Here is a 15,171-nt window from a genome sequence, read left to right as displayed (position 1 = left end):
ATAGGAACATGCGCACTTGGCGCCCAGTCATTCAGCACTCTCATCATTGCCCCCAGCACAGCTTGCGCGACATTTCAGGTGCCGCACCCGGATTGGTCCGCGCGCCGGTGCTGACCAGGCTGAAGTCGCCGCAAAGGTCGCCAGTCATCATCGAGCCGACGCGAGGCGTAGCCACGAGCTGGAAATCCTGAGGGTTCAATGCTGCGGTGATTCTATAGCGATCATTGCCCTCGCTGACGCCGCTTGCATCAATAAAAGTGCCGCTCCTCGTATAAAACCGCTCCAGATGCTGAGCCTGGTCGGTCAATAACGCGGCGATTTCAGCGCGATAGACCTTTTTCATATGGCCGGTGTAGCCGGGGTAAGCAATCCCGGCCAGCACCGCAATGATCACCACGGCGATCAGTAACTCGATCAGGGTAAAGCCCTGACTGTCCATGCCCATTTCAACGCTCCTTATTGAAGTTGCCGCCAAGCCACCCGCCGAAAACGCGAGCCACCCTCCTCTTCTACATGCGCATAGACGCTCTCCAACACCGTGCGTAATTGGCCGCTTAACCCGACAGCCGTCACTCGATACGCGTCGGCCACGGCTTGTGGTGGTACATGCGCCAGCCCCACCGCAGGTCCAAGGGATTGAATGCCGTATAGACTTCCGCTCAGTGCAACCCAAGTGACACCCGAAACAGGGTCCACCCCAGCCCCAACCACCGAATAGGCGGCAGCCGGCGGCGCACAGGTGACAATCGACCGGCACGGCGGCAGCATCGCAAATGCCCGCCGCACAACCGATTCCCCACGTCGCAAGCCACTTTCCGCAGTTTGTAGCGACTGATTGCGGTGCCAAAGACTACCGCTGACTTTTTGCTGGCTGACCGCACCTTGCATCGATGACAGACCGATCAACGACAACAGCAGCAACAACACCAGGCTGACCAGCAGCACCATGCCAGCCTGCCGCAGACGAATAGGTTCTGTAGACGTCATGGCTGCCCTACCCCAGACGGTTTCGCAGCGCCGCCACGACGCTGTAGGTTTGATCCTTCACGCGTCCGGCGGGGTCTTGCAGCGTCATCAGGATGCGCACACTGCGTATCAAGGCAAAGTCCGCCGGGCTCGCCTCGTAACGCGCCACCTCCGTCGACGAAGGTTTGGCAGCCACGCCAAAGCTGATATCGAAAGCCTGCACGTTATCCACCAGCACTGCCTTGGCCGGGGCCGCAGGCGTGCTGGCTTTCAATTGACCGGCTTCGAAGGTGTAGGTGATCTGGCGCAGCGCAAAGCGGATTTGTCCGGGGACAGGCGCGGGAGAACTACCTGCGTATGCCTGGGCGGTGCCCGTGCAATCGGACAATACGGTCCAGTCAGGCTTGCCACTCTCGTTACCAACATCTGCGGTGACTAACGTCAGCGACTTTGCACCCGCCCCAGCGCTCCAACTGACAGGCTGATCAAAGACCGGCGGCGCATTGTCGATAAATGCCGTGGACAGGCAGCCAAACATGCCCGCCTGGCGAATATCCTGGATCAGCTTGCCCAGCACGAACCGTGCGTCATCCTGCAGAAACATGGCGGCCTGCTGGCTGGCGTGGGTCACTTTGGAACTGATCAGCACCTGGGTGGCCCCAACCATCAATACCAAGCCCGCGGCCAACGCCAGCAGCAATTCCACCAGGCTGAATCCCCGAACAAGACGCCTCATTGCGCGCCCCTCGATTCATCGCTGATGCGGCTGGTCAGGGTAAATGTTTCCCGGGCACCCGGTTTGTGTGTGCCCCGGCTGTCGTCCCAACTGATGCTGACCGTCACCTCACCCGCATTGACCGACACAGAGCCTTTGGCACTCGCCCCGGCAAAGCCGAGGATATTGGCCTCGAAGTCATGCAGGTCCAGGTCGCGCACGCTGGCAGACGCGCCGCTGACCGGAGCACGCTCGGCCCGCCCCCAGGAGTAGTCGACAGCAGAATTGGCGCGGATTCGGTCAAGCATGTCGTAGGCAATGAAACTCGCCTGGCTGGTCATCCTGGAACTGTCTGTGTACTTGAGCGCATTGAGCTGGATCACAGCCGCGCCCAGCAGGCCAATGGCGAGGATCAGCACCGCAACCAGCACCTCGATCAGCGTCATGCCGATTTGGTGCCTAGAAAAATCCCGGGGGAAACCGCTGTTGGGGCAAGCAAGCATTACCGTCGTCATCCGTGTCGAGGTCCGAAAAAAGCAGGAAAAACCTGCTGTGCGGCCCAAGACTAGCGTCGGTTTTTCGCTCGCGCTGCTCCCGGAACAAAGGGAAATACTTTGGACATGAAGGCCACCATTCGACGCAACGCACTGCGGGCTATACCTAAGGCGTCAACTGAATCCAAGGACGGACGATACATGCGCCAACAAGGTTTTACCCTGATCGAGCTGCTGCTCGGGCTGATCGTGAGCGGCATCCTGGCCAGTCTGGCAACCCCGAATTTCAAGGGATTGCTGGAATCACAACAGCGACACAGTGCGGCGCAATCCCTGACCGCAGGCCTGCGCTACGCGCGCACTGAAGCCATCGCCCGTAACCAGCCGGTAGTCATTCATGCGCGGGAAGACGACTGGAGCCAGGGCTGGCAGGTCATTGTGGATATAAGCGGACGCGGCTACCTGGATGACAACAACCCCGTGCTGCAGGAGCATCAGGATAACGGTCGTGTGCCAATAGTTGGCAATGGGCCAGTCAAGAGCCAGGTGCGCTTCAGCGGACTAGGCGAACCGGTGTTTTCAGGAGGAGGTTTTCGCGCTGGCACCGTGCACGTATGCGCCACAGATCAGGCGCAGAGCCTGTATCAGGTCGTACTGGCGCCCAGCGGGCGCATCAGCCTGCGCAGCGAGCGTGCCGAGCAGGCGTTGTGCCGGAGCTACTCCGGCACACAGGTACTCAGAGCAGCGAGCGAACCCGCAGCTCCTTGGGCATGGAGAAGGTGATGTTCTCTTCACGGCCAGCCAGCTCATCGGCACCAGTGGCGCCCCAGGCATGCAACTGCTGGATAACGCCGCGCACCAGCACTTCCGGGGCCGATGCACCCGCCGTGATACCGATACGCTCGACGCCATCGAACCAGCTGCGCTGCATGTCTTCGGCGCCATCGATCAGGTACGCCGGGGTTGCCATGCGTTCAGCCAACTCACGCAGGCGGTTGGAGTTGGAGCTGTTAGGGCTGCCGACAACTAGAACCACGTCGCATTCGTCGGCCAGTTGCTTGACCGCGTCCTGCCGGTTTTGAGTGGCGTAGCAAATGTCGTCCTTGCGCGGGCCACCAATGGCCGGGAAGCGACTGCGTAGCGCGTCGATCACGCGGCTGGTGTCGTCCATGGACAAGGTGGTCTGGGTCACGAATGCCAGGCGCTCGGGGTTCTGTACCTGCAGGTTGGCGACGTCTTTTTCGTCTTCCACCAGGTAAATCGCGCCGCCATTGCTGGCGTCGTACTGGCCCATGGTGCCTTCGACTTCCGGGTGACCGGCATGGCCAATCAGGATGCACTCTCGACCGTCACGGCTGTAGCGTGCCACTTCGATATGCACCTTGGTCACCAGCGGGCAGGTGGCATCGAAGACTTTGAGGCCACGGCCTGCCGCTTCGGTACGCACGGCCTGGGAAACACCGTGGGCGCTGAAGATGACAATGACGTCGTCCGGCACCTGGTCCAGTTCTTCGACAAAGATGGCGCCGCGCGCGCGCAGGTCTTCGACCACGAATTTGTTGTGGACGACTTCATGGCGCACGTAAATCGGCGGCCCGAAGACTTCCAGGGCGCGGTTGACGATTTCAATCGCCCGGTCCACGCCGGCGCAGAAGCCACGGGGGTTGGCGAGTTTGATTTGCATGCTGTGCCTCGTGTCTTGCAGGGCAAGAAAATGGATCAACTCGGGCCCTTGCGAGCGCCGAGTCCTGTAGGAGCCGGCTTGCCGGCGATAACATCACCGCGGTGTCGACGATACACCGAAGCGTCTGCATCGCCGGCAAGCCGGCTCCTACACAGACCAGCGCTCGCAGGCGCCGGTTTCATCTGTTAGATCGCTTTAACGTCGATGATTTCAACATCAAAGGTCAAGGTTTTACCGGCCAACGGGTGGTTGAAGTCGATGGTCACTTGCGCGTCATCGAAGGTTTTCACCACACCAGGCAGTTCGGTATTCGCCGCATCGTTGAAGATCACCAACAAGCCTTCCGACAGGTCCATGTCCTGGAACTGCGAACGCGGGATGATCTGCACGTTTTGCGGGTTGGGCTGGCCAAAGGCGTTTTCCGGCAGGATCTGCAGGGTGCGCTTGTCGCCGGCCTTGAAGCCAAACAGGGCCGCTTCGAAACCCGGCAGCAGGTTGCCATCGCCGACCTTGAAGGTGGCCGGGGCTTTGTCGAACGTGCTGTCGACCGTATCGCCATTCTCCAGGCGCAGTGCGAAATGCAAGGTGACTTCCGTGCTCTGGCCGATGCGTTGCTCAGCCAATACCTGATCAGTCATTGACGGTCTCTCCGGTTTTCTTGCTTTTGAACATGTCCAACGCCAGCATGATTGCACCGACGGTGATGGCGCTGTCGGCAAAGTTGAACGCCGGGAAGTACCAGCGGTTCTGCCAATGCACCAGGATAAAGTCGATCACATGGCCAAGGGCAATGCGGTCGTACAGGTTGCCCAACGCGCCGCCCAGCACCAATGCCAGAGCGATAGCCAGCCAGGTGTCATCGCGACCAAGACGCTTGAGCCACACCACCAGCACCGCACTGACCACCACGGCGATCAGGGCGAACAGCCAGCGCTGCCAGCCGCCGCCATCAGCCAAAAAGCTGAAAGCGGCGCCGGTGTTGTAGGCCAGGGTCCAGCTGAAGTAATCCGGGATCACCACAATCTGCTGGAACATCTGCAGGGAGCCTTCGAAATGAGCCTTGCTGACCTGGTCAATGACCAGGACCAGCAAACTCAGTACGAGCCAGCCCAGACGTCCGAAACGACTGGTATCAGGCATAGTGGCGAACCTCACCAGCACCCGAGATGTTGTCGACGCAACGACCACAGATTTCCGGATGCTCAGGGTTCACGCCGACGTCTTCACGGCAGTGCCAGCAACGGGCGCACTTAGGGAAGGCCGACTTGACCACTTTGAGCTTGAGGCCCGGCACTTCGGTGGCGACTGCGTCCGCCGGGGCCTGGGCGAATGGCGCCAGACTCGCGGTAGAGGTGATCAGTACGAAGCGCAGTTCGTTGCTCAGCTTGGCCAGGTCGGCGGTCAGGCCTTCCTCGGCAAACAGGGTGACTTCGGCTTGCAGGTTGCCACCGACAGCCTTGGCCGCGCGTTGCACTTCCAGCTCCTTGTTCACCGCAACCTTCACGGCCATCACGCCTTCCCAGTACTCGCGGCCCAGTTCGAAGTCGGCCGGCAGTTCGGTCAGGCCTTCATACCAGGTGTTGAGCATCACGGACTCGTTGCGCTCGCCCGGCAGGTATTCCCACAATTCGTCGGCGGTGAAGGCCAGGATCGGCGCGATCCAGCGCACCAGCGCTTCGGAGATGTGGAACAGCGCGGTCTGCGCCGAACGGCGCGCCTTGCTGTTGGCGCCGGTGGTGTACTGGCGGTCCTTGATGATGTCGAGGTAGAAACCACCCAGCTCCTGCACGCAGAAGTTGTGGATCTTCGAGTAGACGTTCCAGAAGCGGTACTCACCGTAGTTTTCCTGCAACTCACGTTGCAGCAACAGGGTACGGTCCACGGCCCAGCGGTCGAGGGCGAGCATGTCCTCGGCCGCCAGGATGTCGGTGGCCGGGTTGAAACCGGTCAGGTTCGACAGCAGGAAGCGTGCGGTATTACGGATGCGGCGGTAGGCATCGGCGCTGCGGGCCAGGATCTGGTCCGACACGGCGATTTCGCCCGAATAGTCGGTCGAGGCTACCCACAGGCGCATGATGTCGGCGCCCAGGGTGTCGTTGATCTTTTTCGGCTCGATCACGTTCTTCAGCGACTTGGACATCTTGCGGCCCGTCTCGTCGACGGTGAAGCCGTGGGTCAGCAGTTCGCGGTACGGCGCGTGGTTGTCGATGGCGCAACCGGTCAGCAACGACGAGTGGAACCAGCCACGGTGTTGGTCGGAGCCTTCCAGGTACAGGTCGGCACGCGGGCCGGTTTCGTGACCCATTGGGTGCGAGCCGCGCAGCACGTGCCAGTGAGTGGTGCCGGAGTCGAACCACACGTCGAGGGTGTCGCTGATCTTGTCGTACTGCGGCGCTTCATCGCCCAGCAGTTCGGCGGCGTCCAGCTTGAACCAGGCTTCGATGCCTTCCTGCTCAACGCGCTGGGCCACTTCTTCCATCAGTTCGACGGTACGTGGGTGCAGCTCGCCGCTTTCCTTGTTCAGGAAGAACGGGATCGGCACGCCCCAGTTACGCTGGCGGGAGATGCACCAGTCCGGACGGTTGGCGATCATCGAGTGCAGGCGCGCCTGGCCCCAGGCCGGGACGAACTTGGTGTCTTCAATGGCTTTGAGCGAGCGGACACGCAGGGTGTCGCCGCTGGTCGGCTCTTTGTCCATGCCGATGAACCACTGCGCGGTGGCGCGGTAGATCAGCGGGGTCTTGTGGCGCCAGCAGTGCATGTAGCTGTGCTGGATGGTGGCGGTTTGCATCAGCGCACCGACTTCACGCAGCTTTTCGATGATTGGCTGATCGGCCTTGAAGATGAACTGGCCGCCGAAGAACTCCAGCGACGGCACGTACACGCCGTTGCTTTGCACCGGGTTGATGATGTCGTCGTTGACCAGGCCGTACTTCTTGCAGATCACAAAGTCGTCTACGCCGTAGGCAGGCGAGCAGTGAACGATACCGGTGCCCGAACCCAGCTCAACGTAGTCAGCCAGGTACACCGGCGACAGGCGGTCATAGAACGGGTGACGGAAGTTGATCAGTTCCAGCGCAGAGCCGGTGGTGGTGGCGATGACCGAACCTTGCAGCTCGTAGCGGGCCAGGCAGGCCTCGACCATTTCCTCGGCCAGCACCAGCAGGCGGTCACCGACGTCCACCAGGGCGTAGGTGAATTCCGGGTGCACGTTCAGTGCCTGGTTGGCCGGGATGGTCCACGGGGTGGTGGTCCAGATCACGATGGCGGCTGGCTTGGCCAGCGAAGACAGGCCAAAGGCCTCGGCCAGCTTGGCCTCGTCGGCGATCGGGAAAGCCACGTCGATGGTCGAGGACTTCTTGTCTTCGTACTCGACTTCCGCTTCAGCCAAGGCCGAACCGCAGTCGAAGCACCAGTTCACGGGTTTTAGGCCCTTGAACACGAAACCGCCCTTGACGATCTCGGCCAAGGCACGGATTTCCCCGGCCTCGTTCTTGAAGTTCATGGTCTTGTAGGGGTTGTCCCACTCGCCCAGCACGCCCAGGCGGATGAATTCGGACTTCTGCCCCTCGATCTGCTCGGTGGCGTAGGCACGGCACAGTTCGCGGGTTTTATCCGCGCCCAGGTTCTTGCCGTAGGTCACTTCGACTTTGTGTTCGATCGGCAGGCCGTGGCAGTCCCAACCCGGCACGTACGGCGCGTCGAAGCCCGACAGGGTTTTCGAGCGCAGGATCATGTCCTTGAGAATCTTGTTCAGCGCATGACCGATGTGAATCGTGCCGTTGGCATAAGGAGGGCCGTCGTGCAGGACGAATTTCGGACGATCCTTGCCAATTTCGCGCAACTTTCCGTACAGGCCAATACTGTCCCAGCGCTGCAGGATCTGCGGTTCGCGCTGTGGCAGGCCGGCCTTCATTGGGAAGGCGGTGTCCGGAAGGTTTAGCGTGGCTTTATAGTCGGTCATTTAAGGCTCTTCGGTTAGCGATGGGCGCTAGGTGCGGCTAGTGCACGGGCGGCGGCGACATCCGCATTGATCGCCGTTTTCAACGCCTCAAGGGAGGCGAAACGCTGCTCTTCACGCAGCTTCTGGTGGAAAACCACCGTCAAACGCCGGTCATACAGATCACCGGCAAAATCCAGCAGATGTACTTCCAGGTGGGCCTTGCCATCACCTGCAACCGTGGGCCTGACGCCTATGTTGGCGACTCCGGGCCACGATTGGCCGTCGATGTCGACGCTCACCAGGTAAACCCCGGTCAGCGGCACACGACGGCGCTTGAGTTGCACGTTGGCGGTTGGCGTGCCCAATTGGCGCGCCAGCTTCTGGCCGTGCAGGACCCGTCCGGCAATGCGGAACGGGCGACCGAGCAAACGCTCGGCCAAGGCGAAGTCGGCAGCGGCCAGGGCATTACGCACCTGGGTACTGCTCACGCGCAGGCCGTCCAGTTCGACGGTTTGTGCGGCTTCGACGGTAAACCCCTGGTTGACGCCCGCATGCTGCAGGAAATCGAAATCCCCGACGCGGTCGCAACCAAAGCGGAAGTCGTCACCGACCTCCAAATGCTGCACGCCCAGGCCATCGACCAGGATGCGGTCAACGAACTCGGCGGCGCTCAGGCTTTGCAAACGCTGGTTGAAGGCCAGGCAGAGGACACGGTCCACGCCCTCTTCAGCCAGCAATTGCAGCTTGTCCCGCAAGCGGGCCAGGCGGGCTGGCGCGGTCTCGGGGGTGAAGTATTCCCGCGGCTGTGGCTCGAAAATCACCACGCAGCTGGGCACGCCCAACTCGACCGCGCGTTCGCGCAGCCGAGCCAGGATAGCCTGGTGGCCACGGTGAACACCGTCAAAGTTGCCAATAGTGGCGACGCAGCCCCGATGCTCGGGGCGCAGGTTGTGGAGACCTCGAACCAGCTGCATAACGCGCTTCTTGCTCATAAAGTGGTCGATTATAACCACACCCGGCCCCGGACGACAGGCAACAGCACAGGCCAAATGGATCGAATCGATAAAACAACGGTTTTATCGCGGCAAACTCTCTAACCCAGGGACTTGCGATTGAAATCCCGCAGGCGGAAGCCTTGCAGCAGCAACATCCCGAAGTACACCACCACACCCGCGACGACCAACACGCCAAGACGCATGAAGCGCTCAAGCATATGGCCTTCATCCCATGCCGGCATGAAGTGCATCAGGCCCAGCAGCACGGCCGACATCATGGCCACCGCCACCAGTAACTTGAGGGCAAACAGGCCCCAGCCTGGCTGCGGCTGGAACATCTGCTGCTTACGCAATTGGTAAAACAACAGCCCGGCGTTGATGCACGCACCGGCACTGATCGCCAGCGCCAGGCCGGCGTGGGCCAGCGGGCCGATAAACACCAGGTTGAGCAGTTGCGTGACGATCAGCGTGAAAATCGCGATTTTCACCGGCGTACGGATGTTTTGCTGGGCATAGAAGCCGGGAGCCAGCACTTTGATCACGATGATGCCGAGCAGCCCGACGGAATAAGCGACCAGCGCGTGCTGGGTCATCAAGGCGTCATGGGCATCGAACTGACCGTATTGAAACAGCGACACGGTCAACGGTTCAGCCAGGATCCCCAGCGCCAGCGCACATGGCAGCACCAGCACAAAGCACAGGCGCAACCCCCAATCGAGGATGCGCGAATACTCCTGGCGATCCTTGCTGGCGTAAGTGCGCGCCAGGGTTGGCAGCAGAATCGTGCCCAGTGCCACGCCCAGCACGCCGGACGGCAATTCCATCAGGCGGTCGGCGTAGTACATCCACGACACCGAGCCGGAGACCAGCAGCGAGGCGAACGCGGTATTGATGATCAGGGAAATCTGACTAACCGACACACCGAGGATCGCTGGCAGCATATTGCGCATCACGCGCCATACGCCGGTGTCCTTGAGGTTCAGGCGCGGCAAGACAAGCATGCCAATCTTTTTCAGGTGCGGCAGTTGGTAGAGCAATTGCGCCAGGCCGCCGGCCAGTACCGCCCAGCCCAGGGCCATCACCGGCGGATCAAAGTAGGGCGTAAGGAACAGCGCGAAGATGATCATGCTGACGTTCAGCAGGGTCGGCACAAAGGCCGGCACCGAGAAACGGTTCCAGGTATTCAGGATCGCCCCGGCCAGTGATGACAGGGAGATCAGCAATATATAAGGAAAGGTCACGCGCAACAGGTCGGTGGTCAGCGCGAATTTTTCCGGGGTATTGGCAAAACCGGGCGCCGTGGCCCAGATCACCCAGGGCGCGGCGAGCATGCCGAGCACGGTCACCAGCACCAACACCAGGGTCAACAGGCCCGAAACGTAGGCAATAAAGGTGCGGGTGGCTTCTTCGCCCTGCTGGGTCTTGTATTCGGCCAGGATCGGCACGAAGGCCTGGGAAAACGCACCTTCGGCGAAGATCCGCCGCAGCAGGTTGGGCAGTTTAAAGGCAATAAAGAAGGCATCCGTGGCCATGCTGGCGCCGAAAATGCGCGCCAGCAGCGTGTCGCGTACAAACCCCAGAACCCGGGAGATCATCGTGATAGAGCTGACGGCGGCCAACGATTTGAGCAGATTCATTGAAAGAGTTTGCGCCTTTAGATAAAGAGCAGGCGAACAAAGCGCCTACTTATGCGATACTGCGCGCCTGCAACAGCACAGAGCCAAAGCTCGCGAGTTTACAGGTCAAGCGCCGGAAATAAATCACCCGCCTCTTCAGATCGACCACTCAGCAGTTCGCATCAGCCGCCCTTGACAACACATCAAGTCATCGGCATGATTCGCGGCCTATTTTGTTTGCTATTTCCTAAAAAGTCTTTCGAGGAGCTCGACGGTGGCCAACACACCTTCCGCCAAAAAACGTGCAAAACAGGCTGAGAAGCGTCGCAGCCACAACGCCAGCCTGCGTTCCATGGTTCGTACCTACATCAAGAATGTAGTTAAAGCCATCGACACCAAAGACGCTGAAAAAGCTCAAGCAGCTTACGTTCTGGCTGTGCCAGTTATCGACCGCATGGCCGATAAAGGCATCATCCACAAGAACAAGGCCGCTCGTCATAAGAGCCGTCTGAATGGCCACATCAAGGCTCTGAGCGTCGCTGCTGCAGCCTAAGTGGTAACAACTGCAACGCGACCCAGGTTGCGAAACAGTTAAAAAATGCCCCGTACCGAAAGGTCCGGGGCATTTTTGTTTGTGCCCACCTGTAGGAGCGAGCTTGCTCGCGAAAAACCAGAGAGCGCCGCGCACATTCAGCCTGCCCGCATCATCGTTAACGATTTTCGCGAGCAAGCTCGCTCCTACAAGGATTATCGGCAGGCAAAAAAAAACGCCCCGAACCAGTCGGGGCGTTTTTGCTAGCAACTGATCAATACATCAATCAGTGCTGGTGACCACCTTCACCGTGGACATGGCCGTGGGCCACTTCTTCCTGGGAAGCGTCGCGGATAGCAACGATCTTCACTTGGAAGTTCAGGCGCTGGCCAGCCAGAGGGTGGTTGCCGTCGACGGTCACGTCGTCGCCGTCCAGGTCACGGATAGTCACGATCTGCATTTGGCCGTCCGGCGCGGAAGCGTGGAACTGCATGCCCACTTCCAACTCGTCAACGCCTTCGAACATGCTGCGGCTCAGGGTGCTGACCAGTTCGGCCGAGTACTCGCCGTAAGCATCTTCAGGTTCTACGGCAACGGTCAGTTCATCACCGACGTTCTTGCCTTCCAGCGCCTTTTCCAGGCCTGGGATGATGTTACCTGCGCCTTGCAGGTAGACCAGCGGCGCGCCGCCGGCGGAGCTGTCGATGACCTCACCAGCGTCGTTGGTCAGGGTATAGTCGATGGAGACAGCCTTGTTAGCGGCGATCGTCATGGGGCGAGACCTTTTGCATAAGAATGAAGAACGGACAAGTCTAAACAAGGATTTGCCCGAAAGCGAACAGAACCCGGACAGACGGGACCGATCAACGGCATCCTTCATCATCGGGTTCTACCAGGACGACGATCAACACTGGGTCGCCGAGCTGTCCTGCGGCCACACCCAACACCTGCGCCACCAGCCGCCCTGGCAGTCCCGCGCCTGGGTACTCGACCCCGCGCAACGCCTTGAAAAAATAGGCCAGCCCTTTGCCTGCGGCTGGTGTGCGCAAGCACACGAATAACGATAACCTTGGCGCCTGATTCCCGGTAGACGTTCAACCATAGAACCTCACCGAAGCCATGCACCTTCAGAGAATTCGCATGCAGACTTTTTTTATCGCGCCCACCGATTTTGGTGTGGGTCTGACCTCCATCAGCCTCGGGCTGGTGCGTACCCTTGAGCGGGCCGGACTGAAAGTCGGTTTCTTCAAGCCGATTGCCCAGCCGCACCCCGGCGATACCGGCCCCGAGCGCTCCACCGAGCTGGTGGCGCGCACCCACGGCCTCAAGCCGCCACAGCCGCTGGGCCTGGCCCACGTAGAACGCATGCTCGGCGACGGCCAACTCGATGAGCTGCTCGAAGAAATCATCACGCTGTACCAGCAAGCCGCCGTGGGCAAGGACGTGCTAATCGTCGAAGGCATGGTGCCAACCCGCAGCGCCAGCTATGCGGCGCGGGTCAACCTGCACCTGGCCAAGAGCCTGGATGCGGAAGTGATCCTGGTCTCGGCCCCGGAAAACGAAGTGCTCACCGAACTCTCCGGCCGCGTGGAATTGCAGGCCCAACTGTTCGGTGGCCCAAAAGACCCGAAAGTACTCGGCGTGATCCTCAACAAGGTGCGCACCGACGAAAGCATGGAAGCCTTCGCGGCGCGCCTCAAAGAGCATTCGCCCCTGTTACGCAGCGGCGATTTCCGCCTGCTCGGCTGCATTCCCTATCAACCGGAACTCAACGCCCCGCGCACCCGCGACGTGGCCGACCTGATGGGCGCACAGATCCTCAACGCCGGCGACTACGAAACCCGGCGCATGACCAAAATCATCATCTGCGCCCGCACCATGCGCAACACCGTGGAGCTGCTCAAGCCCGGCGTACTGGTGGTGACCCCCGGCGACCGCGACGACATCATCCTCGCTGTCAGCCTCGCCGCGATCAACGGCGTGCCCCTGGCCGGCCTGTTGCTGACCAGCGACACCCTGCCCGACCCGCGCATCATGGAATTGTGCCGTGGCGCATTCCAGGCCGGGCTGCCGGTGTTGTCGGTGAGCACTGGTTCCTACGACACGGCGAACCAGCTCAACAGCCTCAACAAGGAGATCCCGATTGATGACCGCGAACGCGCGGAGATCATCACCGATTTCGTCGCCAGCCATCTGGATGCGCGCTGGCTGCACCAACGTTGCGGCACGCCACGGGAGATGCGCCTGTCGCCGGCGGTATTCCGCTACCAGCTGATCCAGCGAGCCCAGGCCGCCAACAAGCGCATTGTATTGCCCGAAGGCAGCGAGCCACTGACCGTGCAAGCCGCCGCCATCTGCCAGGCGCGAGGCATTGCCCGCTGCGTGTTGCTGGCCAAGCCGGCGGACGTGGAAGCGGTCGCCCGCGCCCAGGGCATCGAGTTGCCCGAAGGCCTGGAGATTCTCGACCCGGACCTGATCCGCCAGCGCTACGTCGAGCCGATGGTCGCGCTACGCAAGAGCAAGAGCCTCAACGCGCCGATGGCCGAGCAGCAGTTGGAAGACACGGTGGTGATCGCCACCATGATGCTCGCGCTGGACGAAGTGGACGGCCTGGTCTCCGGCGTCATCCACTCCACCGCCAACACCATCCGCCCTGCCCTGCAACTGATCAAAACGGCGCCGGGCTGCACGCTGGTGTCGTCGGTGTTCTTCATGCTGTTCCCTGAACAGGTGCTGGTGTACGGCGACTGCGTGATGAATCCGCACCCGAGCGCGGCGGAGTTGGCAGAGATTGCGTTGCAAAGCGCCGACTCGGCCGCAGCGTTCGGCATCACCCCGCGCGTGGCAATGATCAGCTATTCCAGCGGCGACTCGGCCAGCGGCGAGGAAGTGGAAAAAGTCCGCGAAGCCACCCTGCTTGCCCACGAGCAGCAAAGTTCGCTACTGATCGACGGCCCGTTGCAATACGACGCCGCCGCCAACGAAAACGTTGCGCGGCAACTGGCGCCCAACAGCCAGGTCGCCGGCAAGGCCACGGTGTTCGTGTTTCCCGACCTCAACACCGGCAACACCACCCACAAGGCCGTGCAGCGCAGCGCTGATTGCGTGAGCCTGGGGCCGATGCTGCAAGGCCTGCGCAAACCGGTCAACGACCTGCCGCGCGGCGCCCAGGTAGACGATATCGTGTACACCATCGCGCTCACTGCGATCCAAGCCGCCAACCGACCTATGGATATCTAAATGCTGGATTTTCTACCTGCCGCCGTGCGCGGGGTGATCGCTTCGTTGTTGTTGGCACTGAACACGATCCTGTTGTGTTCATTCCTGTTCATCGTGGCGCTGTTCAAGGCATTGCCGTTTGCCAAGCGTTTCAGCGAATGGCTGATGAACCACACCCATGAGGCCTGGGTCACCAACAACAAGGGCTGGATGAACCTGGTACGGCGCACGCGCTGGCACATCAAAGGCCTGGAAGGGCTGGACTATCAGCACTCGTACCTGGTGACCAGTAATCACCAGAGCTGGGTCGACATCATGGTGCTGCAATACGTGCTGAACCGCCGGATTCGTCCGCTGAAGTTCTTCCTCAAGCAGGAGCTGATCTGGGTGCCGGTGATTGGCCTGGCATGGTGGGCCCTGGGCTTTCCATTCATGAAGCGCTACACCAAGGCCTACCTGGAAAAACACCCCGAAAAGAAAGGCAAGGACCTGGAAACCACTCGCAAGACCTGTGCGAAGTTTCGCGACAACCCGGTGGGTATTTTTAACTTTGCTGAAGGCACACGGTTTACCCCAGGCAAACATGCACAGCAGAAGTCGCCTTTTCGCTACCTGCTCAAGCCCAAGGCTGGCGGGATTGCGTTTGTACTGGATGCGATGGGTGAGCAGTTGAAGTCACTGGTCAATGTGACCATTCACTACCCTGCTGGCCGCCCAGGGTATTGGGATTTACTGTGTGGGAATGTGCAGGATGTGGTCGTGCAGTTCGAAGAAGTGCAGATCCCGACCGAGTTCATTGGCAAGAATTATGAGCAGGATGGGGAGTACCGGGCGGCATTCCAGGGTTGGATCAATAAGCTGTGGGAAGACAAAGACCAGCTGCTGGAAAAGCTGCACACACAGTTCCCAGGCAAAAGGTAATCACAATGTGGGAGCTGGCTTGCCTGCGATAGCAGTGGGTCAGTTGCACATGTGTCAACTGGCAGTCAGCTATCGCAGGCAAGCCA

At 60.5% G+C, this 15,171-nt stretch carries 16 protein-coding genes; 5 read left to right on the top strand and 11 right to left on the bottom strand.

Annotated elements, in window-relative coordinates; genetic code table 11:
- Positions 1–43: 43 nt before the first annotated feature.
- Genes HX868_RS06680 through pilV form a run of 4 tightly spaced genes read right to left on the bottom strand, consistent with a single transcriptional unit; the run spans position 44 to position 2,184 of the window.
- The gene (locus HX868_RS06680; RefSeq protein WP_177002345.1) at positions 44–445 is read right to left on the bottom strand and encodes a type IV pilin protein; all 402 of its coding nucleotides are present in this window, start codon (positions 443–445) and stop codon (positions 44–46) included.
- A gap of 11 nt (positions 446–456) precedes the next feature.
- On the bottom strand, positions 457–987 hold the full coding sequence (locus HX868_RS06675) for a PilX N-terminal domain-containing pilus assembly protein (RefSeq protein ID WP_177002344.1): 531 nt from the start codon (positions 985–987) through the stop codon (positions 457–459).
- Between the two features lie 7 nt (positions 988–994).
- Positions 995–1,702 carry a PilW family protein gene (locus HX868_RS06670; RefSeq protein ID WP_177002343.1) on the bottom strand — a complete coding sequence of 236 codons (708 nt, stop codon included), beginning with the start codon at positions 1,700–1,702 and terminating at the stop codon, positions 995–997.
- Positions 1,699–2,184 carry a type IV pilus modification protein PilV gene (pilV, locus tag HX868_RS06665; protein ID WP_177002342.1) on the bottom strand — a complete coding sequence of 162 codons (486 nt, stop codon included), beginning with the start codon at positions 2,182–2,184 and terminating at the stop codon, positions 1,699–1,701. Before pilV ends, HX868_RS06670 begins: the two co-directional genes overlap by 4 nt.
- Before the next feature lie 192 nt (positions 2,185–2,376).
- Between pilV and HX868_RS06660 the strand changes: the two genes are divergently transcribed.
- The gene (locus HX868_RS06660) at positions 2,377–2,958 is read left to right on the top strand and encodes a GspH/FimT family pseudopilin (RefSeq protein ID WP_177002341.1); all 582 of its coding nucleotides are present in this window, start codon (positions 2,377–2,379) and stop codon (positions 2,956–2,958) included.
- Here the strand turns inward: HX868_RS06660 and ispH are convergent.
- From ispH to murJ, 6 genes are all read right to left on the bottom strand, one after another.
- The gene (gene ispH / locus HX868_RS06655) at positions 2,912–3,859 is read right to left on the bottom strand and encodes a 4-hydroxy-3-methylbut-2-enyl diphosphate reductase (protein WP_012722142.1); all 948 of its coding nucleotides are present in this window, start codon (positions 3,857–3,859) and stop codon (positions 2,912–2,914) included. The genes HX868_RS06660 and ispH overlap by 47 nt on opposite strands.
- A 185-nt stretch (positions 3,860–4,044) precedes the next feature.
- The gene (gene fkpB / locus HX868_RS06650; RefSeq protein WP_177002531.1) at positions 4,045–4,482 is read right to left on the bottom strand and encodes an FKBP-type peptidyl-prolyl cis-trans isomerase; all 438 of its coding nucleotides are present in this window, start codon (positions 4,480–4,482) and stop codon (positions 4,045–4,047) included.
- 7 nt (positions 4,483–4,489) lie between these two features.
- Positions 4,490–4,999 carry a signal peptidase II gene (lspA, locus tag HX868_RS06645; RefSeq protein ID WP_177002340.1) on the bottom strand — a complete coding sequence of 170 codons (510 nt, stop codon included), beginning with the start codon at positions 4,997–4,999 and terminating at the stop codon, positions 4,490–4,492.
- The gene (ileS, locus tag HX868_RS06640; RefSeq protein ID WP_177002339.1) at positions 4,992–7,823 is read right to left on the bottom strand and encodes an isoleucine--tRNA ligase; all 2,832 of its coding nucleotides are present in this window, start codon (positions 7,821–7,823) and stop codon (positions 4,992–4,994) included. The genes lspA and ileS overlap by 8 nt, the downstream gene beginning before the upstream one ends.
- A gap of 14 nt (positions 7,824–7,837) precedes the next feature.
- Positions 7,838–8,776, bottom strand: a complete 939-nt coding sequence (gene ribF, locus HX868_RS06635) for a bifunctional riboflavin kinase/FAD synthetase (protein ID WP_010213269.1) — start codon at positions 8,774–8,776, stop codon at positions 7,838–7,840.
- Positions 8,777–8,895: 119 nt separating this feature from the next.
- Complete coding sequence (gene murJ, locus HX868_RS06630) at positions 8,896–10,434, bottom strand: murein biosynthesis integral membrane protein MurJ (protein ID WP_177002338.1); 1,539 nt, start codon at positions 10,432–10,434, stop codon at positions 8,896–8,898.
- Positions 10,435–10,687: 253 nt separating this feature from the next.
- Between murJ and rpsT the strand changes: the two genes are divergently transcribed.
- Complete coding sequence (gene rpsT / locus HX868_RS06625) at positions 10,688–10,966, top strand: 30S ribosomal protein S20 (protein WP_016976313.1); 279 nt, start codon at positions 10,688–10,690, stop codon at positions 10,964–10,966.
- Between the two features lie 265 nt (positions 10,967–11,231).
- Here the strand turns inward: rpsT and HX868_RS06620 are convergent, their stop codons facing one another.
- Positions 11,232–11,717 carry an FKBP-type peptidyl-prolyl cis-trans isomerase gene (locus HX868_RS06620; protein ID WP_016976314.1) on the bottom strand — a complete coding sequence of 162 codons (486 nt, stop codon included), beginning with the start codon at positions 11,715–11,717 and terminating at the stop codon, positions 11,232–11,234.
- Between HX868_RS06620 and HX868_RS06615 the strand changes: the two genes are divergently transcribed.
- The 3 genes from HX868_RS06615 to HX868_RS06605 all read left to right on the top strand — a co-directional run bounded on the left by HX868_RS06615 (position 11,716) and on the right by HX868_RS06605 (position 15,085).
- Positions 11,716–12,006 carry a DUF3565 domain-containing protein gene (locus tag HX868_RS06615; protein WP_177002530.1) on the top strand — a complete coding sequence of 97 codons (291 nt, stop codon included), beginning with the start codon at positions 11,716–11,718 and terminating at the stop codon, positions 12,004–12,006. The genes HX868_RS06620 and HX868_RS06615 overlap by 2 nt on opposite strands.
- A gap of 79 nt (positions 12,007–12,085) precedes the next feature.
- Entirely contained in the window at positions 12,086–14,185 is a 2,100-nt protein-coding gene (gene pta, locus HX868_RS06610) for a phosphate acetyltransferase (protein ID WP_033896986.1), read from the top strand.
- Complete coding sequence (locus tag HX868_RS06605) at positions 14,186–15,085, top strand: acyltransferase (protein ID WP_177002337.1); 900 nt, start codon at positions 14,186–14,188, stop codon at positions 15,083–15,085.
- The last annotated feature ends 86 nt before the right edge of the window (positions 15,086–15,171 follow it).

The sequence above is a fragment of the Pseudomonas reactans genome (assembly GCF_013385825.1).
In the GTDB taxonomy this organism is placed as follows: Bacteria; Pseudomonadota; Gammaproteobacteria; order Pseudomonadales; family Pseudomonadaceae; genus Aquipseudomonas; species Aquipseudomonas reactans.
Note: the sequence above shows the minus strand (reverse complement) of the source record. Positions and strands in the feature narration are given on the sequence as shown.

Bases quoted from the DNA above. Each gene is read 5' to 3' on its own strand.
- HX868_RS06680 (WP_177002345.1), bottom strand. From the start codon at position 445: ATGGGCATGGACAGTCAGGGCTTTACCCTGATCGAGTTACTGATCGCC.
- HX868_RS06675 (WP_177002344.1), bottom strand. From the start codon at position 987: ATGACGTCTACAGAACCTATTCGTCTGCGGCAGGCTGGCATGGTGCTG.
- HX868_RS06670 (WP_177002343.1), bottom strand. From the start codon at position 1,702: ATGAGGCGTCTTGTTCGGGGATTCAGCCTGGTGGAATTGCTGCTGGCG.
- pilV (WP_177002342.1), bottom strand. From the start codon at position 2,184: ATGCTTGCTTGCCCCAACAGCGGTTTCCCCCGGGATTTTTCTAGGCAC.
- HX868_RS06660 (WP_177002341.1), top strand. From the start codon at position 2,377: ATGCGCCAACAAGGTTTTACCCTGATCGAGCTGCTGCTCGGGCTGATC.
- ispH (WP_012722142.1), bottom strand. From the start codon at position 3,859: ATGCAAATCAAACTCGCCAACCCCCGTGGCTTCTGCGCCGGCGTGGAC.
- lspA (WP_177002340.1), bottom strand. From the start codon at position 4,999: ATGCCTGATACCAGTCGTTTCGGACGTCTGGGCTGGCTCGTACTGAGT.
- ileS (WP_177002339.1), bottom strand. From the start codon at position 7,823: ATGACCGACTATAAAGCCACGCTAAACCTTCCGGACACCGCCTTCCCA.
- ribF (WP_010213269.1), bottom strand. From the start codon at position 8,776: ATGCAGCTGGTTCGAGGTCTCCACAACCTGCGCCCCGAGCATCGGGGC.
- murJ (WP_177002338.1), bottom strand. From the start codon at position 10,434: ATGAATCTGCTCAAATCGTTGGCCGCCGTCAGCTCTATCACGATGATC.
- HX868_RS06615 (WP_177002530.1), top strand. From the start codon at position 11,716: ATGGGGCGAGACCTTTTGCATAAGAATGAAGAACGGACAAGTCTAAAC.
- HX868_RS06620 (WP_016976314.1), bottom strand. From the start codon at position 11,717: ATGACGATCGCCGCTAACAAGGCTGTCTCCATCGACTATACCCTGACC.
- pta (WP_033896986.1), top strand. From the start codon at position 12,086: ATGCAGACTTTTTTTATCGCGCCCACCGATTTTGGTGTGGGTCTGACC.
- HX868_RS06605 (WP_177002337.1), top strand. From the start codon at position 14,186: ATGCTGGATTTTCTACCTGCCGCCGTGCGCGGGGTGATCGCTTCGTTG.